23 protein-coding genes are annotated in these 22,088 nt (G+C 55.5%); 21 read left to right on the forward strand and 2 right to left on the reverse strand.

The window, feature by feature from the left end; translation table 11 throughout:
- Nucleotides 1-454: 454 nt before the first annotated feature.
- A complete protein-coding gene (rsmD, locus tag PEL01S_RS12005; protein WP_108530416.1) occupies nucleotides 455-1,024 on the forward strand; it encodes a 16S rRNA (guanine(966)-N(2))-methyltransferase RsmD in 570 nt (189 codons plus the stop codon).
- Between the two features lie 30 nt (nucleotides 1,025-1,054).
- Nucleotides 1,055-1,579, forward strand: coding sequence for a pantetheine-phosphate adenylyltransferase (gene coaD / locus PEL01S_RS12010; protein ID WP_063187513.1), 525 nt, complete (start codon nucleotides 1,055-1,057; stop codon nucleotides 1,577-1,579).
- 14 nt (nucleotides 1,580-1,593) lie between these two features.
- On the opposite strand, the gene PEL01S_RS12015 is transcribed toward coaD, so the two are convergent.
- Nucleotides 1,594-2,862 carry a nucleoside recognition domain-containing protein gene (locus PEL01S_RS12015; RefSeq protein WP_127460457.1) on the reverse strand — a complete coding sequence of 423 codons (1,269 nt, stop codon included), beginning with the start codon at nucleotides 2,860-2,862 and terminating at the stop codon, nucleotides 1,594-1,596.
- A 144-nt stretch (nucleotides 2,863-3,006) separates the two neighbouring features.
- Here PEL01S_RS12015 and PEL01S_RS12020 point away from each other — a divergent pair, with 144 nt between their 5' ends.
- On the forward strand, nucleotides 3,007-4,080 hold the full coding sequence (locus tag PEL01S_RS12020; RefSeq protein WP_231885150.1) for a SepM family pheromone-processing serine protease: 1,074 nt from the start codon (nucleotides 3,007-3,009) through the stop codon (nucleotides 4,078-4,080).
- Between the two features lie 3 nt (nucleotides 4,081-4,083).
- On the opposite strand, the gene PEL01S_RS12025 is transcribed toward PEL01S_RS12020, so the two are convergent.
- Nucleotides 4,084-5,319, reverse strand: a complete 1,236-nt coding sequence (locus tag PEL01S_RS12025) for a nucleotidyltransferase (protein ID WP_127460458.1) — start codon at nucleotides 5,317-5,319, stop codon at nucleotides 4,084-4,086.
- A 152-nt stretch (nucleotides 5,320-5,471) separates the two neighbouring features.
- Between PEL01S_RS12025 and PEL01S_RS12030 the strand changes: the two genes are divergently transcribed.
- From PEL01S_RS12030 to trmD, 18 genes are all read left to right on the forward strand, one after another.
- Nucleotides 5,472-5,999, forward strand: coding sequence for a YceD family protein (locus PEL01S_RS12030; protein WP_127460459.1), 528 nt, complete (start codon nucleotides 5,472-5,474; stop codon nucleotides 5,997-5,999).
- A 40-nt stretch (nucleotides 6,000-6,039) separates the two neighbouring features.
- Nucleotides 6,040-6,213 carry a 50S ribosomal protein L32 gene (gene rpmF, locus PEL01S_RS12035; RefSeq protein ID WP_010501119.1) on the forward strand — a complete coding sequence of 58 codons (174 nt, stop codon included), beginning with the start codon at nucleotides 6,040-6,042 and terminating at the stop codon, nucleotides 6,211-6,213.
- 179 nt (nucleotides 6,214-6,392) lie between these two features.
- Nucleotides 6,393-7,001 carry a transcription factor FapR gene (gene fapR, locus PEL01S_RS12040; RefSeq protein WP_010501116.1) on the forward strand — a complete coding sequence of 203 codons (609 nt, stop codon included), beginning with the start codon at nucleotides 6,393-6,395 and terminating at the stop codon, nucleotides 6,999-7,001.
- Nucleotides 6,985-7,980 carry a phosphate acyltransferase PlsX gene (gene plsX, locus PEL01S_RS12045; RefSeq protein ID WP_063187522.1) on the forward strand — a complete coding sequence of 332 codons (996 nt, stop codon included), beginning with the start codon at nucleotides 6,985-6,987 and terminating at the stop codon, nucleotides 7,978-7,980. Before fapR ends, plsX begins: the two co-directional genes overlap by 17 nt.
- A gap of 2 nt (nucleotides 7,981-7,982) precedes the next feature.
- Complete coding sequence (locus PEL01S_RS12050; RefSeq protein WP_127460460.1) at nucleotides 7,983-8,975, forward strand: beta-ketoacyl-ACP synthase III; 993 nt, start codon at nucleotides 7,983-7,985, stop codon at nucleotides 8,973-8,975.
- A gap of 106 nt (nucleotides 8,976-9,081) precedes the next feature.
- A complete protein-coding gene (fabD, locus tag PEL01S_RS12055; RefSeq protein ID WP_127460461.1) occupies nucleotides 9,082-10,023 on the forward strand; it encodes an ACP S-malonyltransferase in 942 nt (313 codons plus the stop codon).
- A 27-nt stretch (nucleotides 10,024-10,050) separates the two neighbouring features.
- Entirely contained in the window at nucleotides 10,051-10,791 is a 741-nt protein-coding gene (gene fabG, locus PEL01S_RS12060; RefSeq protein ID WP_127460462.1) for a 3-oxoacyl-[acyl-carrier-protein] reductase, read from the forward strand.
- Nucleotides 10,792-10,961: 170 nt separating this feature from the next.
- On the forward strand, nucleotides 10,962-11,195 hold the full coding sequence (gene acpP / locus PEL01S_RS12065) for an acyl carrier protein (RefSeq protein ID WP_010501107.1): 234 nt from the start codon (nucleotides 10,962-10,964) through the stop codon (nucleotides 11,193-11,195).
- Between the two features lie 135 nt (nucleotides 11,196-11,330).
- Complete coding sequence (fabF, locus tag PEL01S_RS12070; RefSeq protein ID WP_063187528.1) at nucleotides 11,331-12,569, forward strand: beta-ketoacyl-ACP synthase II; 1,239 nt, start codon at nucleotides 11,331-11,333, stop codon at nucleotides 12,567-12,569.
- A gap of 106 nt (nucleotides 12,570-12,675) precedes the next feature.
- Nucleotides 12,676-13,380, forward strand: a complete 705-nt coding sequence (rnc, locus tag PEL01S_RS12075) for a ribonuclease III (protein WP_127460463.1) — start codon at nucleotides 12,676-12,678, stop codon at nucleotides 13,378-13,380.
- A gap of 208 nt (nucleotides 13,381-13,588) precedes the next feature.
- Nucleotides 13,589-17,164, forward strand: coding sequence for a chromosome segregation protein SMC (smc, locus tag PEL01S_RS12080; RefSeq protein WP_127460464.1), 3,576 nt, complete (start codon nucleotides 13,589-13,591; stop codon nucleotides 17,162-17,164).
- Between the two features lie 32 nt (nucleotides 17,165-17,196).
- Nucleotides 17,197-18,201, forward strand: coding sequence for a signal recognition particle-docking protein FtsY (gene ftsY, locus PEL01S_RS12085; RefSeq protein ID WP_108530406.1), 1,005 nt, complete (start codon nucleotides 17,197-17,199; stop codon nucleotides 18,199-18,201).
- A gap of 168 nt (nucleotides 18,202-18,369) precedes the next feature.
- The gene (locus PEL01S_RS12090; protein WP_108530405.1) at nucleotides 18,370-18,720 is read left to right on the forward strand and encodes a putative DNA-binding protein; all 351 of its coding nucleotides are present in this window, start codon (nucleotides 18,370-18,372) and stop codon (nucleotides 18,718-18,720) included.
- Nucleotides 18,721-18,750: 30 nt separating this feature from the next.
- Nucleotides 18,751-20,118: a signal recognition particle protein gene (gene ffh / locus PEL01S_RS12095; RefSeq protein ID WP_054974209.1), complete on the forward strand. Its 1,368-nt coding sequence runs from the start codon at nucleotides 18,751-18,753 to the stop codon at nucleotides 20,116-20,118.
- Between the two features lie 39 nt (nucleotides 20,119-20,157).
- Nucleotides 20,158-20,430, forward strand: a complete 273-nt coding sequence (gene rpsP / locus PEL01S_RS12100) for a 30S ribosomal protein S16 (RefSeq protein ID WP_010501096.1) — start codon at nucleotides 20,158-20,160, stop codon at nucleotides 20,428-20,430.
- 22 nt (nucleotides 20,431-20,452) lie between these two features.
- The gene (locus PEL01S_RS12105; protein WP_010501094.1) at nucleotides 20,453-20,683 is read left to right on the forward strand and encodes a KH domain-containing protein; all 231 of its coding nucleotides are present in this window, start codon (nucleotides 20,453-20,455) and stop codon (nucleotides 20,681-20,683) included.
- 78 nt (nucleotides 20,684-20,761) lie between these two features.
- The gene (gene rimM / locus PEL01S_RS12110; protein ID WP_127460465.1) at nucleotides 20,762-21,286 is read left to right on the forward strand and encodes a ribosome maturation factor RimM; all 525 of its coding nucleotides are present in this window, start codon (nucleotides 20,762-20,764) and stop codon (nucleotides 21,284-21,286) included.
- Complete coding sequence (gene trmD, locus PEL01S_RS12115) at nucleotides 21,283-22,050, forward strand: tRNA (guanosine(37)-N1)-methyltransferase TrmD (RefSeq protein WP_127460466.1); 768 nt, start codon at nucleotides 21,283-21,285, stop codon at nucleotides 22,048-22,050. The genes rimM and trmD overlap by 4 nt, the downstream gene beginning before the upstream one ends.
- Nucleotides 22,051-22,088: the final 38 nt, after the last annotated feature.

The following is a 22,088-nucleotide window of genomic DNA, read 5'->3' on the forward strand; positions in this document are numbered from 1 at the left end:
CTTTCTTGACGTGGCCCCCGAGGTGCAGAGATGGGGTTCAACAAAAACTTAGCCAAATGTATATATGAAATCTATGTTTAAATGAGGGGGGAAAATGGTCTACAAATGGTCTATAGTGTTCGAAAAACGTATCTGTTATAGTGTTTTAATTTTACTGTTACATATAAAATTTCTTTTAAATAAGCCATTATTTTATACTGTAACAATAAATTCGGGGCCCGTCTCGCGACGAGCCCCTTTCATGGGAGAGGAGAAACCGGACGAAGAGCTTATGGGGAACGTAAGTCTTCTCCGCGGTTGTCTACGACATTTTCGGATGTCGATGATATAAGGATGATCCTTTTTGCAGAAAGATATACATCCGCTGGGAAAATTTTTTTGGATTTTTTGTGCAAAAGATTCCGTTTGTGATACGATATCAATATTAAGTTTGGCGGAAAGAAGGCTATACAGCATGAGAGTCATATCGGGAAGTGCCAAAGGGCGGCCGCTAAAGGCGGTACCGGGCATGGGGACCCGGCCCACGACGGACAAAGTGAAAGAAGCGGTATTCAGCATGATCGGCCCTTATTTCGAAGGCGGACAAGTACTGGATTTGTTTGCGGGCACGGGCGGCTTGAGTATCGAAGCGTTGAGCCGGGGGATGGACCGCGCCGTGCTCACGGACGTTGATAAAAAAGCCATCGACACGATACGCCACAATCTTCAGGCGACCGGGTTGACGGAGCGGGCCGAAGTGTACCGCAATGATGCGGTGCGCGCACTCAAAGCGCTTTCCAAGCGGGAAGCGCGTTTTGATCTGGTGTTTTTGGACCCGCCGTACAAGCTGAAAGTGATTGGAGAGCTGCTGGAGGAGCTGCAGCAGGGCGGATTGCTGGCCGACGGAGCGCGGATCGTGGTCGAGCATGACGCGGAGGACCGCCATGAGGGGGACTTCGGAGAGCTCGAATGGCTGCGGCGGGCCGAGTATGGGGATACTGCCATTACGATTTACCGTACCCGCGTTGAGGGTAAAGAGATTTAAACTCGATATTAGAGGGAGCTGACTGTACCAATGAATCCAATTATCGAGATTGGCGATCATCCCGGGATGCGAGTGGCTGTATATCCCGGCAGCTTTGATCCGGTGACGAATGGGCATCTGGATATTATTCATCGCGCGGCTAAGGTGTTCGATAAGCTGATCGTCGCCGTGCTCAACAATACGAGCAAAAATCCGCTGTTCTCGGTGGAGGAGCGGACGGAGCTGCTGTGGCAGGCGACCAGAGATTTGCCGAACGTCGAGATCGACAGCTTCCGGGATTTGCTCATTAATTATATGAAGCAAAAAAACGCGCACCTCATCGTCAGAGGACTGCGCGCGGTTTCCGATTTCGAATATGAGCTGCAGTTGGCTTCCACCAATCGGAAGCTGTGCGAAGACATCGAGACGTTTTTTATGACGTCGACGCCGAAATATTCGTATTTAAGCTCCAGCATTGTGAAAGAAATCGCCCGTTTTCATGGACCCGTGGCCGATCTGGTTCCTCCGGAAGTGGAGCGGGCGCTGCGCGGTAAATACGGCAGCGGAAGTTTGTAGCACGGAAGCAAGATTTACCGCTGATGGCGGCGGCGATGGAAAAGAAAAGCGGCGAATACCGAGAGCACGAGCAGGACAAGCAGCATCGTGCCGAACTGCAGCATCATCGGGCTGATCAAGGGCCACAGATTATCATGCTCGAAGGACCAGCCGCTGCGGACCGCGGCATAGTGCGCAAGCACGGGCTGCTCTCCTCCCAGCGAATCGGTGAGCGGCTTCCAAGCTAAGCAGGTGAGCGCAAAAGCAATTCCGCCATGCTCAAGCCGGGAGCGCAAAAAGCGCAGGTAGCGCAAGTCGGAAACCGCGGTTAGGCTTTTGACTTGGGCGTGAGTGGACAAGCCTCCCCACGAGAGAAGCAGACTGAGCAGCGCATACGGCAAGGCCGACGAAGCGGTTTCTGCATATTGCGATAAGGCGTACGCTCCGAGATGCGGCTCGAAGAAACCGGCGAGCAGCGCTTGGGCGAGCGTCAGAGCGTTGTCATGGTTAAGGCCAAGTGCGGAGGCGAGGGAAGCGGCAGCGGAAACAAGCCCTGAAAGCGAAACGGCGTGAAGCAGCACGGAGAACATCATCATGCACCCGCCGATCAGAAAAAGCTGCTGAACGCTTGACGTCACCGAATCTCCCAGCAGCTTCCCGAACGTCCGGCCGTCGCGCGTCCGGGCGTCTTGAAATGCTTCGAAGCTCCGGCTGATCCACCCTGAGCTTCCCTTGTCCCGCGCTTTCGTTTTCGGCAGTGGATGAGGGACAGGGGCGCTGCGGAAACGGTGGAGCAGGGCCAGGAGCAGCGTGGAGGCATAATGGATGACCGCAAGCGCAAGTCCGGCGGTCGCGCTTTGCAGGAATCCGACGCCGACCACGCTGACGAGGAAGACCGGGTTCAGCAGGTGAGAGATCGAGAGCAAGCGTTCTCCTTCATCGCGGGTCAGTGTGCCGTCTTTACGAAGCTGGCCCACGGCTGCGGCGCCGGCCGGCATGCCTGCCGTGAAGCCGAGCGCCACAATCCAGCCGGCGACTCCAGGGAGCCGGAATAAAAGGCGAAGCAGCGGCTCGAACAGCACGCCAAGTCCGTGCAGCACGCCCATCCCGCGCAGCAGCTCGGTGACGATCAGAAAGGGCAGCAGGGCCGGGAAGACCAGCTTCCACCAGAGCTGGAGCCCCTGGAGCGACGAGCGAAACGCTTCGTCGGGAAATGCGATGATGCTGACGACGAGAGCAAGCGACGCGGCGCCGAGCAGCAGCGTCGTAAAGCGCGGGGAGAAGAGAACCTGTAACCGTTGCATCCGAATCATCACTCCAGCTTGGGTTAGTGGTACATGTTTACGCTTTGTCCGCATGGAATAGACCTGACAGGCGTACGCTACCTATAGAGATACAACATTTGCGAACGGCTGGGGGGAAAGCTGCCGATGGGAGAGGCACGACACATGAAACGCGCGTCACGCGTCGTTTTTTCCGTTTTTATAGCGATAGCGCTTTTGTACGTTGTTTATTTTATGCCTTTGCCGCTCTATATTTTTAAGCCGGGGACGGCCGAGGACATTCACCCAATGGTTCACGTCAAGCAGGCTGCGGAGGAAAAAGGCAAGTTCATGCTGACTACGGTGCAGGTGGCCGATGCAACCGTATTCGGCTATTTGATGTCCTACGTTAGGCCCTACGAAGAGCTGCGTCTGAAGCGGGATCTGCTCCGCAACAACGAGACCGAGGCGGAATATTCACAGCGTCAGGAAGTGGTTATGCTCACCTCGCAGGCGGACGCGATTCAGGCGGTATATAACCGGCTGAAAATTCCTTACCATATCAGCAAGGACGGCGTCGTCATCCAGCAGGTATATCCGAATGTTCCGGCGCATGACGTGCTTCAGGCCGGCGATACCATCGTGAAAATCGACGACAAACCGATCCAAACGATGGATGAGGTGCGAGCCGGCGTCACAGGCAAAAAAGCGGGGGAAAGCGTCTCGATCAGTTACAAGCGCAAAGGCGTGATCCAGACGAAGGATATCGCTTTGGCTACGTTGCCTGCCGATCCAAGCGCACAACCGGCAGAAGCTTCACGGGTCGGGCTTGGAGTCGTATTATCGGAATTGCACAGTGTGAAGGCCGAGTCGGAAGAGCAGCAGGTAGCCATTCAGGCGGGAGACATTGGCGGGCCGTCGGCGGGGCTGATGTTTTCGCTGGAAATTTATAACCAGCTGACGCCAGGCGATATTACGAAAGGCTACAAAGTGGCGGGTACCGGAGAGATTGATCCTGAAGGGCATGTCGGCGTCATCGGGGGTATTCAGCATAAAATCGTTGCGGCCGACCGGGCGGGCGCCGAAATCTTTTTCAGTCCCGCAGACTATAAAGCTCCGACCGGGCAGACGATCCCCAATTATTCGGACGCGAAGAAGCGTGCCGACGAGCTGGGGACCAAGATGACCGTCGTTCCGGTAGCCACGATGGACGAGGCTTTGGACTATTTGGCGAAGCTGCCGGCGAAAACGGGAAGTTAGGGATCAATCCGTCACAACGACCGGCGGTTCGTAGTAATCCGCGAGCCAGTCGCGGGGAGAAGGCGTTTCATATCCGAGCGCATAGACGGATGTAGCGCGAATATCCATCGCGAGCAGCGGCGAAAGTGTGTCCGTTACTTTGGTGACAACGGGCACCTTTGCCGTTGTTTTCATTCGTCGAAGCAGCTCTCTTCCTTTCGGGCGAAAGCCCAGCACGCGCAGGTACGGCACGCCTTGACCGAGCATTTCGGCGGAGAGCTGCTCCTTAGTGTGATTCAGCAAAATACGCAGCAAGGTGCGCTGCAGCTTGGTCCGCGTATAGCGCTTCGTTTTGAGCCGGTCCAGCAGCGAAGCTACGCAGCCTTCTCCAGGGGCTGTCGTTTCGGTCAACGCCTGCCGAATGCGATGCTCCAGCCCTTCCGTTACCTCGTAGAACGTCGCGAGCTGCTCCGGGGTATGATTCATGAGCTGCAGCATCAGGGGCTTCGCAAAGCGTTCCCAATCGACCGGTGCGCGTCCGGCCTGCCATTCCCGCTCCAAAATATCCAGCGTTGCCGCAGGCGCATAAGGGCGGAGGGCGTGCAAGGAGCGCTCCTCAAAGAGCAACTTGCGGAGAGCGGTAGCGCTTGCAATGCGGCCGTCTGTAATGTCGGTTTGATTGTATTTCGCTTTCGTCCTTGTGATCGTTTGCGGCCGGATGCCGCTGCGAAGCCGCCGCAGGGCAATCAAATAATGCAGCCCGAGCGTATTGTTCGGCTTGGCGAGCTCGCTTTCGTCCGCGCCCGGCACGAGCTGTGCTACGGCGCGGCTGTAGGCGGCCGGATACGGGACGCCGGCTTTCAGCTCCTGCTGCAGCAGCTCCCGCAGCGGAGCGGGCTCGTCCTGCAAGACATCGGCCGCGGCTTCGAGCCAGCCAATGTCGCCGCTCTCGCTGCCGAAGCAGAGGCTGTCGACGAGCCCGGTAGCGTCGAGCGCGGAGACGGCGCCGAAAGCGAACCATTCGGCCGGCTGGGCGCTATAGGCGACCGGCAGCTCCAGGACGAGGTCCGCTCCCATGCGAAGCGCCATTTCGGCCCGCGCCCATTTGTTCACGACCGCCGGTTCGCCGCGCTGGAGAAAGTTCCCGCTCATGATGCAAATCGCGCTGTCCGCTCCCGTTACCTTTTTCGATTGTTGGTAATGATAGTAGTGACCGTTATGCAGCGGATTGTATTCGACGACGAGACCGACGGTTGACATGCGTAATATTCCTCCCAACCAGCGTTTCAGGCTTCTTTTGCCATGACCGATTATGTTTAATCACTATAGCATGAACATAGCATGAACTGAAAATGTTGACAAAATGGAACCGAAGTCGATATAATAATCTTTGTTTGTTTGGGGTGATACTCATGTTTATACATTTGAAAGATTTGGCATCCAAAGGCACGATCCGGATCGAAGGTACGGAAGATATGACAGGCATTCTGCCGAAGTCCGGAGGTCTGCTCGGGTATGGCCCGCTGCAGGTGCGTTTGGAAGCTCGGGACAAGGCCGGCACGGCCGAAGTCACGGGCGAACTGGACATCGACGTGGAGCAATCATGCTCGCGCTGCTTGTCCCCGGTCGGACAGCATTTGACGATTCCGTTTCATGAGACGTTTGTGAAGGGCGAAGAGCAAGAGCTGGAAGAGTCCGAGGATGAGGACCAGGACGAGGAAGACGTGCTGTATGTCTCCGAGGACCGGTTCGAGCTGAAGCCCTATTTGGCGGAAAGCGTCCTGATGGCGCTGCCGTTCATCCCGCTGTGCAGTGAAAATTGTCAAGGACTGTGTCCCGTGTGCGGAACGAACCGGAACGAGAAGGCTTGCGAATGCAAGACGGAGAAGGTGGACCCGCGTTTGGCCGGACTTGCGGATTTTTTTAAAGACCGATCGTAACCAGGAACGCAGGCTGAATTCGTTGAAGGAGGTGGGAAATATGGCAGTACCTCAAAGGAGAACATCCAAAACGCGCCGCGACAAGCGTCGTACTCATTTTAAATTGGAAGTACCGGGCATGGTAAAGTGTGACAATTGCGGTGAATTGAAATTGGCTCACCGAGTTTGCAAAGTTTGCGGTCAATACAAAAAAAGAGAGATTATTAGCCAATAATCTTCCTGCAGACAAAAGAGATAGTACTTCACCGTTAGGTGCAGTGCTATTTTTTTTGTTTGCTCGCGCTTCCCTTTTCATGAAGAATCCAGTATACTTTGCTTTGTGACTTGGTCATAAGAGATAGTGACATATCATATGCATCAGGTGGGGACCTCCCTAGTTCAAGCTAAAAAAAGGTGGTGCTCGTTATCGAACGCCTTCCGAAACGACAGCGCCAGCAGCAGTTGGCCAAAGCGATCGAAGAAAATCCGTTTATTACGGATGAAGAGCTGACGAAGCTGTTTCAAGTCAGCATCCAGACGATCCGTCTGGACCGGCTCGAACTTGGCATTCCCGAGCTGCGAGAGCGGATGAAGCTGATGGCGGAGCAATCGTACGATCAGGTGCGCTCGCTTCCGCTGCACGAAGTCATCGGGGATGTCATTGATCTACAGCTCGACAAGAGCGGTATTTCCATGTTCGAAATTCGAGAAGAGCATGTGTTCTCCCGGACGAAAATCGCACGGGGTCATCATATATTTTCTCAGGCCAATTCCTTGGCCGTCGCGCTGATTAACGATAAGGTGGCGCTGACCGCCGCTGCGGACATCCGCTTCGTACGGCCGGTTAAACTGCAGGAGAAGTGCATTGCCAAGGCTTATGTCCGTTCGATCTCCAAAGGCAAGGCGAAGGTCGAAGTTTTTACATACGTCGGAGACGAAGTGGTATTCCAGGGGAATTTCATCATTTATCATGCGAGCAAAGATCGGCATGAAGGAGGAGAGCTTCATGCGGATAGCGATTGACGCGATGGGCGGAGACCATGCACCGCAGGCAGCGGTGGATGGTGCGATCGCGGCGGCCGAAGAATGGCCGGATACGACGATTGTGCTGGTTGGAGATACAAGCGTGCTGGAGCCATTGCTTCAAGGCAAGAAGCTTGCGAATCTGGAGTTGAGGCACGCAAGCGAGATGATCGAAGCGGATGACGAGCCGGTGAAAGCGGTGCGGCGCAAAAAGGACGCTTCGATGGTCGTCGCCGGACGCATGGTGAAGGAGCAGGAAGTAGGCGCCATGATATCGGCGGGCAATACGGGAGCATTGATGACGACGGGCCTCCTGGTTGTCGGCCGAATCAAAGGAATCGAGCGCCCTGCGCTTGCACCGATGCTGCCGACGGTTGACGGCGAAGGCATTCTTGCGCTCGACCTCGGAGCGAATATGGACGCGACGGCGGAGCATCTTGTGCAGTACGCCATCATGGGCAGCTTGTATCGAAGCAAAGTGCACGGAGTGGCCGAGCCGCGCGTCGGTCTCCTTAACGTGGGCACGGAAGCGATGAAAGGCAACGAGCTGACGAAGGCGGCTTTTCCGCTGCTGGAGCAGGCGCCGATTCGCTTCATAGGCAACGTGGAGTCGCGCGACGTGCTCCGGAAGCCTTGCGACGTCATCGTATGCGACGGCTTTGCGGGGAATATTATGCTTAAATCGATGGAAGGGGCGGCTTCAGTCATCTTTTCCGTCTTAAAAGATCAATTTATGCGTACGTGGTACACGAAGCTGGCGGCGGCGGCGGTGAAGAAGGGCCTCGGCCAATTCCGCAAGAAAATGGATTACACCGAGCACGGCGCAGCGCCTTTGCTGGGCATTAACGGTCTGGTGCTCAAAAGCCACGGCTCGTCCAACGGGGTAGCTTTTAAAAATGCGGTGCGTCAGGCCAGGGTCGCTTTGAAAAACGATTTGGTCCGCAGCATTTCTGCAGAAATCAGTAACGGGAGCGAGTAGTTATGAATAGCAGCTTAAAGCCTGTAGGCATTCTCGGAACGGGCAAATATGTGCCTGAAAAGGTACTGACCAATTTCGAGCTGGAACAAATGGTGGACACAAACGACGAATGGATCGTCACCCGCACCGGCATCCGCGAACGCCGCATCGCTTCTGCGGAGCAAGCGTCGTCGGACTTGGCCTATGAAGCATCGAAAATCGCCCTGAAGAACGCGGGCATCACGTCGGAAGAGATTGATTTAATTATTGTGGCGACGGTTACCCCGGATATGGCGTTCCCGTCGACGGCATGTATTTTGCAGGACAAGCTTGGGGCCAAAAAAGCGGCCGCCTTCGACCTGTCTGCGGCTTGTTCCGGATTTATCTACAGCTTGGCCAACGCCGCCAATTTCATCGCTACCGGAACGTATAAATATGCGCTTGTGGTAGGGGCGGAATGCTTATCTAAAATTACGGATTACACCGATCGGAACACATGTATTTTGTTCGGGGACGGTGCAGGCGCGGTCGTGCTCGGCAACGTACCGGAAGGCCGCGGATTTAAATCGTTCGAGCTTGGCGCGGACGGCACGGGCGGCCCGCTACTGAATGTTGCCGCCGGCGGCTCCCGCTGTCCGGCATCGCCGCAGAGTCTGGAAGGCAAGCAGCATTTCATCTTCATGGCTGGCAGCGAGGTGTTCAAATTCGCGGTCCGCATTATGGGAAGCGCTGCGGAAGAGGCGCTGCGGAAGGCGGGAATCGACAAGTCCGAGGTCGATTTGCTCGTACCGCATCAGGCGAATATCCGCATCATTCAGTCCGCGCTGCAGAAGCTGAATTTGAGCGAGGACAAATGCATGATCAACCTCGACAAATACGGCAATGTGTCGGCAGGATCGATCCCGATCGCTCTTGCGGAGGCAGTGGAGTCCGGACGCGTCAAAGAGGGCGACTGCTTGGTGCTTGTCGGCTTTGGCGGTGGCTTGACCTGGGGCGCTTCCGTCCTGGTATGGTAAATGAATGATCCGGAATTATGGCGTTAAAACTTAATATCTTTGCGCAGGAATGGCCGTTTCGGTCCGACCGAATGGCTTGCAGTCGGTAATAAAGGAGAATTCGGATATGGGGAAAATCGCATTTGTATTCCCGGGCCAAGGGGCTCAGGCGGTAGGGATGGGGAAAGACGTTTATGAAGCGGATGCCGCCGCGCGGGGCATTTTCGAATCGGCCGACAAGGCGCTCGGCCTCCCTCTCAGCCGCATCATTTTCGACGGTCCGGAGGAAGAGCTGAAGCTTACTGTGAATACGCAGCCTGCGCTGCTTGCAACCAGCATAGCTTACCTGGAGCTGTTTCGCACGCGTCACGGCGTTCAGCCGGATTATGCCGCCGGTCACAGCCTCGGCGAGTATAGCGCGCTTGTAGCTGCAGGCGTGCTGAGCTTCGAAGACGCGGTCCGTACGGTACGTGCACGTGGCGAGTTCATGGAGCAGGCGGTGCCGAGCGGACAAGGCGCTATGGCAGCCGTGCTTGGCGCTGAGCGCGAAGCGCTGCGTCAGTTGTGCTCGGAAGTCAGCGGACAAGGAACCGTCGTCGAGCTTGCGAACCTGAACTGTCCGGGACAGATCGTTGTTTCCGGCAGCAAAGAAGGGGTGCAGGCCCTCGCCGAACGCGGCAAAGAAGCCGGCGCGAAACGCGTGATTCCGCTTGAGGTCAGCGGGCCGTTTCATTCCTCGTTGATGAAGCCCGCTTCCGATCGTCTCGGCGGCGTGCTGGAGTCCGTTGAAATGAAAGCGGCGGCCGTTCCGGTCGTTGCTAACGTGACGGCACTGCCGGTGCAGGAGCCGGCGGAAATCAAGCAGCTGTTGATCGATCAAGTGCATTCCTCCGTGCTGTGGGAAGACAGCGTTGCATGGCTGTTAGAACAGGGTGTGGACACGTTTGTCGAAATCGGCAGCGGCACCGTTCTGGCAGGTCTGATCAAGAAGATCGACCGCAGCGTGAAAGTGTATTCCATCAACAGTCTGGAAGCCATTGAGAAATTTCAACTGGAAACGACGGAATAAACGATTATTCATGGGAGGGATTAGCGCATGCTAACGGGTAAGGTAGCACTGGTTACCGGCGCCTCTCGCGGCATCGGCCGGGCCATCGCCATCGGTCTCGCGGAAGCGGGGGCCGATGTAGTCGTCAACTACGCGGGCAGCGAAGCGGCAGCGGCGGAAGTTGTGCAGGCCATCGAAGCGCTGGGACGCAAGTCGTTTAAGGTAAAGGCGAACGTCGGTTCCGTCCAGGAAGTCGAAGAGATGTTCAAGCTCGTCCTGGAAGCATTCGGCCGGATCGATATTTTGGTCAACAACGCGGGAATTACGCGGGACAACCTGATTATGCGCATGAAGGAAGAGGAGTTCGATCAAGTGATCGAGACGAATCTGAAAGGCGTATTCAACTGCGTAAAAGCGGCAACGCGTCCGATGATGAAGCAGCGTTCAGGACGGATCATCAACATCTCGTCCGTCGTCGGAGCGATGGGGAATGCCGGTCAGATGAACTATGTAGCTGCCAAAGCCGGTGTTATCGGCATGACCAAATCGGCGGCGAAAGAGCTTGCTTCGAGAGGCATTAACGTCAACTGTGTGGCTCCCGGCTTTATCGAGACCGATATGACGGACAAGTTAGCTGAAGACTTGCGCTCGCAGCTTACATCGCAAATTCCGCTCGCCCGTTTAGGCCAACCGGAAGACATTGCCAAAGCGGTGATATTTTTGGCGTCCGACCATTCGTCTTATATGACGGGGCAGACGCTTCATGTCGACGGTGGCATGTATATGTAGCGCGGCTTGCGGCAACAATGGGCGGAGGTGCGGGCTATGGCGTCGCACTGCCAGAGTTGCCGCAAAAAATGAATTTTTTGGCGAAAATAGCTTTTTTTCGCACTGATCGAGGCTTTACTATGGCATTTTGTCCATAAGTTAAGTATAATACCAAAGAGGAGGTGAACCGGATGTCCGACGTTTTGGATCGCGTAAAACGCATCGTTGTGGACCGTCTCGGCGTTGACGAAGCGGAAGTGACCCTTGAGGCTTCTTTTAAAGATGATTTAGGTGCCGATTCTCTCGATGTCGTGGAATTGGTTATGGAATTGGAAGATGAGTTTGATATGGAAATCTCTGATGAAGACGCAGAGAAGATCACTACTGTAGGTCAGGTAGTTGAGTACATAAAATCTCATACCTAAAACGCATAAGTCCCGTTTTTCTTGGATAAACGGGACTTATCTCCATTCCGTGCTTAACTGCACGCACCAGCGGGCTTGCCCCCTTACGAATGAAATACATAACGAAGGTTATTTACGATAGAGGTGAATGGCAGCATGAAACAAAGAGTCGTTATTACGGGTCTCGGCGTGATGTCCGCGCTTGGACGTGATCTTGAAACCTTTTGGGGCAATCTGCTGTCCGGAAAGTCTGGCGTCAGTGCGATTGAGTCGTTTGACGTCAGCGAATATCCGACACGGATCGCCGCCGAAATTAAAGATTTTAATCCGGAAGATTATATGGACAAAAAAGAAGCCCGCCGCATGGACCGCTTCGTGCAATTTGCCGTAGCCGCCACCTTGACAGCGTTGAAGGATGCTGGGCTGAATGTCAAAGAAGATACCGATCCGGAACGGGTCGGCGTTTATGTCGGCTCGGGGATCGGCGGCTTGTCGACTTGGGAAGAGCAGCATAAAATTTTGCTTGAAAAGGGACCGAAGCGGGTCAGCCCGTTCTTTATTCCGATGATGATCGCCAATATGGCGTCGGGGCAAATCTCGATGATCACGGGAGCCAAAGGACCGAACAGCACGGCCGTTACCGCCTGTGCGACAGGTACGCACTCCATTGGAGACGCCTTCAAGACGATCCTTCACGGCGATGCGGACGTCATGATCTGCGGCGGCGCGGAAGCGACGATCAGTCCGACGGGCGTTGCAGGCTTTTGCGCGCTGCGCGCCATGTCGACCCGCAACGACGAGCCGGAAAAAGCGAGCCGTCCGTTCGATACGGATCGCGACGGGTTTGTCATGGGCGAAGGCGCCGGTATCCTCATTCTCGAATCGCTGGAGCATGCGCAGAAGCGCGGAGCCCGCATTTACGGTGAAGTGATCGGCTACGGCATGAGCGGAGACGCGCATCATATGACCGATCCGGACCCGGACGGCGCTGCACGCTGCATGGTCAAAGCTGTGAAAGACGCAGGCATTCCGTTTGAAGCGATCGATTATATTAACGCGCACGGCACTTCGACGCCGATCGGCGACAAATCGGAGACGACCGCGATTAAACAGGCGTTCGGCGAGCATGCTTACAAGCTGGCTGTCAGCTCGACCAAGTCGATGACCGGTCACTTGCTTGGCGCAGCGGGGGGCGTGGAAGCGCTCATCTGCGCACTGGCCTTGAAACATGGCATGATCCCGGCGACAATCAATCTCGACAATCAGGACCCCGAATGCGATCTGGATTACGTGCCGAATACACCGCGCCCGTTCGATCTGCGCATCGTCATGTCGAACTCGTTCGGCTTCGGCGGCCACAACGCAACGGTCATTCTGAAAAAGTACGAGGCTTAAGAGCATAGACTTCACGGGGCTGGCCAAACTATAACATTGTTTCGTGGGGGTGGTTGTATGTTTTCAATCTCCACGAAACAAATTGCTTAAACGAAGGTGATTAGATATGCATCGCAACTTGAAACAGCTGCAAGCGGACCTGGGGATTTCGTTCCGGCGTCCCGACCTTCTACGGCAGGCATTTACACATTCTTCCTACGTGAACGAACATCGCATCGGCCAATGCAAGGATAACGAGCGGCTGGAGTTTCTCGGTGACGCTGTCCTGGAGCTGACCGTATCGGAATATTTGTTCGACAAATATCCGGATCGCACGGAAGGCGAATTGACCAAATTGCGGGCCTCCATTGTCTGTGAGCCCTCGCTCGTCGGCTTCGCCGAGCAGCTCGATTTCGGATCTTATGTGCTGCTCGGCAAAGGAGAAGAGCTGACCGGCGGTCGAACCCGTCCGGCACTGCTCGCAGATGTGTTCGAATCGTTCATCGGTGCGCTTTACTTGGACCAAGGCTTGGAGCCGGTTCGCGCTTTTCTTAGCCGCTATATGTTTCCGGGCCTGCCTCAGCAAGGGCGCCTGTTAACGGCGGATTACAAAACGATTCTGCAAGAGCATACCCAGCAGCATAATATGGGCCCCTTGGAATACAAAATCGTAGACGAACGCGGACCTGCGCACGAGCGGGAGTTCGCGGCGGAAGTATATCTTCATGAGGAAATGCTCGGTCGGGGACTCGGCCGCTCCAAGAAGGAAGCGGAGCAGCATGCAGCCGCCGAAGCGCTAACGAAGCTGGAAGTCAAGGTGGAGCAGTCATAAAGCAAGTTCGCAGAAGGTGACGGCCGTATAGCGGGCCGTCGCTCTTTTTTTTGCAGGAGAACGGGGCGGTTCGTCGAAAACCGGTACCGTTCCGGCCAAACGACAGCAAGTCAATCGCAGCCTGCATGTAGATCGCCGGATTGCTGTAGCGGACGGTATCTACTATAGGTCCGGAATATGGTACAATAGCCGTAAGAGGTGAGCCAAGTTGTTTTTGAAACGTATCGAGCTCTCGGGCTTCAAATCGTTTGCGGATCGGACCGAGCTGGAATTCGTACAAGGAATTACGGCGGTGGTCGGGCCGAACGGCAGCGGAAAAAGCAACATCTCCGACGGTATCCGCTGGGTACTTGGCGAACAAAGCGCCAAGTCGCTGCGCGGAGGCAAGATGGAAGATATTATTTTTGCCGGAAGCGATGCCCGAAAAGCCGTCAATTACGGCGAAGTTTCGCTGACGCTCGATAATGCGAGCCATTCGCTGCCGTTGGATTACAGCGAAGTGACGGTCACCCGGCGCGTGCATCGCAGCGGGGAAAGCGAATATATGATCAACAAGCAGCCCTGCCGGCTCAAAGATATTACCGAGCTTTTTATGGACACGGGAATCGGGAAGGAAGCTTACTCGATTATCGGGCAGGGGCGTATCGAAGAAATTTTGAGCACGAAATCGGAAGACCGCCGAGGTATTTTTGAAGAAGCTTCGGGGATCGTCAAATATAAATCGCGCAAGCGTGAAACGGAAAAGAAACTGCAGGAAACGGAACAAAATTTGCTGCGTATCCACGATCTGGTGTCGGAGCTGGAAGACCAGCTGGAGCCGCTGCGCGTACAGTCGGAGAAGGCAGTGCGCTTCAAGGAGCTGAAAGAAGAGCTCAAATCCAGCGAGATTGCGATGTACGTCCATCAGATCGAGCAGATTTACGCAAGCTGGACAGATACGAACGCTCAGCTTGAGAAGCTTCGCGAATCGCAGCGCGAATTGTCCGGCGTGATCAGCAAGCAGGACGCCGAGCTGGAGAAGGAGCGCTGGGAAACGCGCCGCCTGGAGGAAGAGATTGAAGGGCTGCAACAGCACCTGCTTCAGCTCAGCGAGGATTTTGAGAAATGCGAAGGCCAGGGCGAGGTACTGAAGGAGCGGAAAAAAAATTACGCTTCCAATAAAAACCAGATCCGGCTTGCCGTCGCTCAGCAGGAGCAGCGGGTGCTTGACAAAGAGGCTGAAATTGCCCAGCTGCGCGAAAAAATCGCCGCCATCGGAGCGGAGCTTGCGGAGACGCAGGCCAAGCTGAAGGCCGAGGAAGACCGGCTGCTCGGTGTGACGGGAGGCATCAGCAGCGCGGAGGAAGATCGGCTGAAGGGCGAACTGCTCGAAGTGCTGAACGATTCGGCTAATGCCCGCAACGAAGCGCGATATGCCGAGCAGCAGCTTGAAGCGCTTGGCCGCCGGCTGGACCGGCTCGACGACGAGCACCGCAAGTGGCAGGAGCAGCAAGAGAGCATTGCTGAGCGCAAAGCGGCTCTGGAGAAGAAGCTTGAAGAAGCCGTGGCCGCGATCGCGGAGGTGCGGAATCAGTATCTGGAGCTCAGCCAAGGATTGAAATCGAAGCAGACGCTTTCGGAGGAGGCGCAGGCCGCCGTCCGCAAGTGGGAGCAGAAGATTGATTCGATGGTGTCGCGGCGCGATACGATGCGCGAGATGGCGAACGACTATGACGGCTTTATGCACGGCGTCAAGGAAGTGCTGAAAGCAAAGGACCGCGGCGATCTGCGCGGCATTCGCGGTGCGGTAGCCGAGCTCGTCAAGGTGCCTGCTCATGTCGAGGTCGCTATGGAGACGGCGCTGGGCGGCGCGCTTCAGCACATCGTTGTGGATAACGAGGCGAACGGCAGGGACGCGATTGCTTTTCTGAAGCGTCGTCAGCTTGGCCGGGCCACGTTTCTGCCGCTGGACGTCATTCGCAGCCGGTCCATTCCGGAAGGCGAACAGCGCCAGATTCAAGGGATGGAAGGCTTTGTCGGCATCGCCGTCGATTTGGTGCAATTTGAAGATACGTACCGGCAAATTGCCGGCAGCTTGCTCGGCAATGTCATTATTGCGAATACGCTGGAGGTTGCCAACCGGATCGCGGCCCGGGTGCAGTACCGGTACCGCGTCGTCACGCTGGAGGGCGATGTTGTGAACCCCGGCGGTTCGATGAGCGGGGGCAGCCAGCAGAAGAAAACAACCAGTCTTCTGAGCCGTCAGCGGCAAATCGAAGACATGGATAAGGACATCTCGCTGTCCGAAACCGAGTTGAAAAGCTTCCGGGCCAAAGCGGAGGAGCTTCGCCGCGAAATCGGCGAAACGACGCGCAAGCTGGACGAGCTGCGGGCGGAAGGCGAGAATCGGCGGATCGAGGAGCAACAGATTCGCGCTTCGCTTGAGCCGTTGGAGCATGAAGCGAAGCAGGTGGCTCAGCAGCTTGCGCTGTACGGCGCCGACGGCGAAACGCTGGCGGCCGAGCGCAGCGATCTGGAGCGCCGGCGGACGGAAGCTCTCGAGGCGCAGGAGCGGCTTCAGCGACAGGAGGCCGAGCTGCAGCAAGCGATCCGCGACGCGGAAATCCGCCGCAAGGCGAGCGAATCGGAGAAAGAGGAGCTGCAAACGCAGCTCACCGACCTGAAGGTAAAGGTCGCGGCGCAATCGCAGGAGAAGCAGTCGCTGCATGAGCAGGAGCGCCGTTCCCGCAATGAGCTGGAGACGATCAAGCACGAGCTGGAAACGAACAGCGAGCAGGAGCGGCAGCTTGACTCCGATATGGCGAACCACGAACAGGAATCCGTGCAGCAGATCGAGCAGCTTAACGATTTGAAGCTGAAGAAACAGCAGTGTGCGGAGCAACTGGATATGAAGCGCGCGGAGCGGGCGCAGTGGGTGGCGAAGCTCGAAGCTGAGGAAAGCAAAACCAAGGAGCAGCGCACCCAGCTCAGGCAGATCGAAGAGCAGCTCCATCAGACGGAGGTTCGCGTGAACCGCTTGGACGTGGAGCTGGAGAACTTACTCAAGAAGCTCTCCGAAGATTACGAGCTTAGCTATGAGCTGGCGAAAGAGCGCTATCCCGTACCGGAGGATGTCCTGGGCACCCAAAATAAAGTTCGCGAGCTGAAGCGCGAAATCGCCATTCTCGGGGAAGTTAACCTTGGGGCGATTGAAGAGTACCAGCGTGTTAATGAGCGATACTTGTTTTTGGCGGAGCAGAAGAACGACTTGGTGGAGGCCAAAACGGCGCTTTATCTCGTAATCCGTGAGATGGACGAGGAAATGGGAAAACGATTCCGCTCCACGTTCGATGCGATCCGTTCGCATTTTGTCGTCGTCTTCGGCAAGCTGTTCGGCGGCGGCCGGGCCGACCTCATTTTGTCGGAGCCGGACAATCTGCTTGACACGGGCATTGAGATCGTAGCGCAGCCTCCGGGCAAAAAGCTGCAAAATTTGCAGCTGCTCTCCGGCGGCGAACGGGCGCTGACCGCCATTGCGCTGTTATTCTCGATCATCCGCGTCAAGCCCGTGCCGTTCTGCGTGCTCGATGAGGTCGAAGCGGCGTTGGACGAGGCGAACGTAACGCGTTTTGCCGAATATTTGCGCGAATTTTCGATGTCGACGCAATTTATCGTCGTAACGCACCGCAAAGGCACGATGGAGGAAGCCGACGTGCTGTACGGTGTGACGATGGAAGAGGGCGGCGTATCGAAGCTCGTATCCGTCCGTCTGGAAGATGACGAAGCCATTATGGAAGCCGGCTGATGCCGATATATTGAGATTGAGGTAGGTGCCCCGTGAGCTTTTTTAAACGATTGAAAGAAGCGATTTCGACCAAAGCCGAAACGGTGACGAATAAGTTCAAGGAAGGCTTGGCCAAAACGAGAGACGTGTTTGTCGAGCGCGTCGAGGATCTGTTTTCCCGCCGCAAAAAAATCGACGAAGATTTTTACGAGGAGCTGGAAGAAATCCTGATCGGCGCCGATGTGGGCGTGAACACGGTGCTGAAGCTGATCGAGGATCTGCGGGCTGAAGTCCGCAAACGCAAAATCGAGAACCCGAGCGAGCTGCAGCCCATTTTGTCCGAGATGCTGATCGCGCTGCTCAAAGGGCAGGAGCAAACCGGGCTGCACATGGCTGAATCCGGCCTTACGGTCATTTTGTTCGTAGGCGTCAACGGCGTCGGCAAAACGACGACGATCGGCAAAATGGCCCATATGCTGAAATCCCAAGGCAAAAAAGTACTGCTTGCCGCCGGAGACACGTTCCGTGCCGGAGCGATCGAGCAGTTGGAAGAATGGGGACGCCGCGTAGGCGTCGACGTGATCAAGCAGCAGGCGGGCTCGGACCCGGCGGCGGTCATGTATGACGCGCTGCATGCGGCCAAATCGCGCGGCGTGGACGTGCTGCTCTGCGATACGGCGGGCCGTCTGCAGAACAAAGTCAACCTGATGGAAGAGCTGAACAAAATTTACCGCGTCATCCGCCGCGAGGTGCCGGAAGCGCCTCACGAGGTGCTGCTGGTGCTCGATGCGACAACCGGGCAGAACGCTTTGCAGCAGGCAAAGCTGTTCGACGAGAAATCCGGTCTGAGCGGCTTGGTGCTGACCAAGCTGGACGGAACGGCGAAAGGCGGCATTGTCGTCGCGATCCGTCAAGAGCTGAAGCTGCCGGTCAAATTCGTCGGCCTCGGCGAGAAGATGGACGATCTGCAAGCGTTCGACTCCGATCAGTTCGTGCATGCGCTGTTCAGCAAATGGATCGCCGAGTCGGAAAAGGAAGAGGAGAAAGCCGGTCAATAAGCCGGCTTTTTGCCGCTCGTTTTTAGGTTCGAAATTCTCCGTTTTCGCTGCTGTAACAATGCTTTTGACCTGACAAGGAGAAAAGCTTGACATCCCTCTTCAATTTCAGTATGATAAGTGAGGTTGATTTGCTGTAAAGTGTTTTACCTTAACGGGGGTGAGGCACGAATGACGGAGGAAAACGTCCTTCAAAAGACGAATCGGATTAATCTGCTGTTCGATTTCTATGAACGGCTGCTGACGGAAAAGCAGCAAATGTTTTTGAAGCATTATTTTCACGATGATTATTCGCTTGGCGAGATCGCATCGGAATTCAGCATCAGCCGTCAAGCGGTTTACGAACATATTAAACGGGCCGAATCCGTGCTTGAGGAGTACGAAGGCAAGCTGCGGCTTTTGGAGAAACATGAAGAGCGGCAGCGGCTTCTGCGGCAGCTTGAGGCGCTTAGCGGCGGTCTGCCGGAGCCTCAACGTATGGAGATTCAGGCCGTCATGGAAAAGCTTAACGAATTGGATTAACATATTCCCTCCGGAAGGTGGTGACGACCTGTGGCATTCGAAGGACTATCCAGCCGGCTGCAAAGTGTATTCAGTAAGCTTAGAGGAAAAGGCAAGCTGACCGAGGACGATGTAAACGAAGCGCTGCGGGAAGTACGGCTTGCGCTCCTTGAGGCGGATGTCAACTTTAAGGTCGTCAAGGAATTCATCGCCAAGGTGAAGGAACAGGCGATCGGACAAGAAGTGCTGCAAAGCTTTACCCCGGCGATGGTTGTCGTCGATATTGTAAATAAAGAGCTGACGGCCTTAATGGGCGGGACGCAGAGCAAGCTGGCGCGTGCGAACAAGCCGCCGACGGTCATTATGATGGTCGGTCTGCAAGGCGCAGGGAAAACGACGACGACCGGCAAGCTCGCGAAGCTGCTGCTCCAGCAAAATCACCGGCCGCTGCTGGCGGCAGGCGACATCTACCGTCCGGCTGCGATCAAACAGCTTCAAGTGCTGGGCGAGCAGTTGAAGGTTCCGGTGTTCTCGCTGGGCGACAAAGTAAGCCCGGTCGAGATTGCGAAGCAGGCGCTGCAGCATGCGAAGGATCATAACAACGACTATTTGATCGTCGATACCGCGGGCCGTCTTCACATCGACGAAAGCTTGATGGATGAATTGAAGCAAATCGTCGAAGCGGTTAGCCCCGACGAGATTTTGCTGGTAGTCGACGCGATGACGGGGCAAGATGCCGTCAACGTGGCCGAAAGCTTCCATAAGCAGCTCGAGCTGACGGGCGTCGTGCTGACGAAGCTCGACGGCGATACGCGCGGGGGCGCGGCGATTTCGGTCAAAGCCGTCACCGGCTGTCCGATCAAGTTTGCTGCCATGGGCGAGAAGCTGGATGCGCTCGAACCGTTTCATCCGGAACGGATGGCTTCGCGGATTCTCGGCATGGGCGATATGCTCACGCTGATCGAGAAAGCGCAAGCGAGCATCGACGCCGACAAGGCGAAGGAAATGGAACGCAAGCTGCGTACCGCGGAATTCACGTTTGACGACTTCCTGGAGCAGATGGAGCAGGTCAAGAAGCTGGGTCCGCTGGATCAATTGCTCGACATGCTGCCGGGCGCAGGCAAGATCAAGGGCATGAAGGACGTCAAGGTCGATGATAAGCAAATGGCTCGCGTCGCAGCGATCGTCAAATCGATGACCAAGGAAGAGCGGCAAAATCCGGATCTGCTCAGTCCGAGCCGGCGCAAGCGTCTGGCTGCGGGAAGCGGCAATTCCGTGCAGGATGTCAACCGGTTCATCAAGCAGTTCGAAGATATGCGCAAAATGATGAAGCAGTTCTCCGGCATGATGGGGCCCAAAGGGGCCAAGCAGCTGAAGAACCTCAAGAAGCTCGGACGCGGGATGAAATTCCCGTTTTGAGATAAATGATGTTTAACTCTATTGGGGAGGTGAATATACATGGCAACTCGCATTCGTCTGAAGCGTATGGGCGCTCACAAAGCTCCTTTCTACCGCGTGGTGGTTTCGGATTCCCGTTCCCCGCGTGATGGTCGTTTCATTGAAGAGATTGGCACATACAACCCGGTTGCTCAACCAGCCGTTGTGAATATCGACGAGGAAAAAGCACTGAAATGGCTCCAAAATGGTGCACAAGCTTCCGATACCGTTCGCAGCCTGTTCAGCAAAGCTGGCATTTTGACAAAATTTCACGAGTCTAAACTGCAGAAGTAATCTGTAAGATTCGGAGGGTACGATGAAGGATCTTATTACCGTTATCGCCAAGGCGTTGGTGGATCATCCTGAAGAAGTACGCGTGAATACGGTCGAGGACGATCGCAGCATTACGTTTGAGCTGTCGGTACACCCCGACGATGTCGGCAAAGTGATCGGCAAGCAAGGACGTATTGCCAAGGCGCTTCGCACCGTAGTCACATCCGCTGCAGTGAAAGAACCGAAACGCGTTTCGGTTGAAATCGTGTCATAAGGGAAACATGAGAGTTAGGAGCTGCTCCTAACTCTTTTCTCTTCCTATAAGCTCCTATTCCAAACCCGGGAGGGTCCTATGAGCGAAAAGTTGTATACGGTTGGGAAAATTGTAAATACGCATGGCATCCGCGGTGAGCTTAAGATCGTCCCGGAAACGCATTTTCCGGACGAGCGCTTTGCCAAAGGCAGCAAGCTGATATTTGTGCATCCCGAGCAAGGGACGCAGCTTCCTGTTACAGTAGAAGCGGCCCGTGAACAAAAAAACATGTTCATCATCAAATTCCAAGGCTTCACGAACATCAACGAAGTGGAAAAATATAAAGGCTGGCTCTTAAAAGTCGAAGAGCAATACTTATCCGAGCTTCCCGAAGACGAGTACTACTACCACGAAATTATCGGCTGTACGGTCTTTACGGAAGAAGGCGAAGAGCTGGGTACGATCTCGGAAATTTTGTCTCCTGGGGCGAATGACGTCTGGACCGTCAAGCGTCCGGCCGGCAAACCGCTGCTGCTCCCTTATATCGATGATGTTGTGCTGAATGTCGACGTAAACGAGAAGAAGGTTACGGTTCGTCTGATGGAAGGCTTGCTGGACCTATGAGAATCGATGTGCTGACGCTTTTTCCAGCGATGTTCGATGGGGTCTTTACTTCGAGTATTTTGGGGAAGGCACGGGAAAAAGGTTTAGTCGAGCTGAATACGGTCAATTTTCGCGATTATGCGAACAACAAGCACAATACGGTGGACGACTATCCGTATGGGGGCGGCGGCGGTATGGTGCTGAAACCGGAGCCGTTGTTCGCTGCGGTTGAAGATGTAACCTCCGGACTGGAGTCGAAGCCTCGCGTGATCCTGATGTGTCCTCAGGGCGAGTCGTTCTCACAAAAAAAAGCCGAGGAGCTTTCGGCGGAGCGGCATTTGATCTTCATCTGCGGGCACTACGAAGGCTATGACGAGCGAATCCGCGAGCACTTGGTGACGGACGAGCTGTCCATCGGCGATTATGTGCTGACCGGAGGAGAGCTGCCGGCGATGGTCGTGATCGACAGCGTCGTACGTTTGCTTCCCGGCGTGCTCGGCAACGAAACGTCGGCGGTGACGGATTCGTTCAGCACCGGCCTGCTGGAATACCCTCATTATACCCGTCCTGCGAATTTCCGCGGCTGGGAGGTCCCCGAAGTGCTGATCTCCGGCCACCATGGGAATATCGAGGAGTGGCGCAGAAAGCAGTCGCTGGAGCGCACATGGAGGAAACGCCGGGATTTGCTGGCGGGGATCGAGCTCACGCCTAAAGAACGCCGCTGGCTTGACGAATGGGAAGCGCAGGAGCGTTCCGGGCAAGAAGCCCCGGGTAAGCCGGAATGACGGGCCTCTGCAAAAGCCGTTTTGCGTCATGCGCAGGA

The sequence above is a fragment of the Paenibacillus elgii NBRC 100335 genome, from assembly GCF_004000865.1.
GTDB lineage: Bacteria > Bacillota > Bacilli > Paenibacillales > NBRC-103111 > Paenibacillus_G > Paenibacillus_G elgii.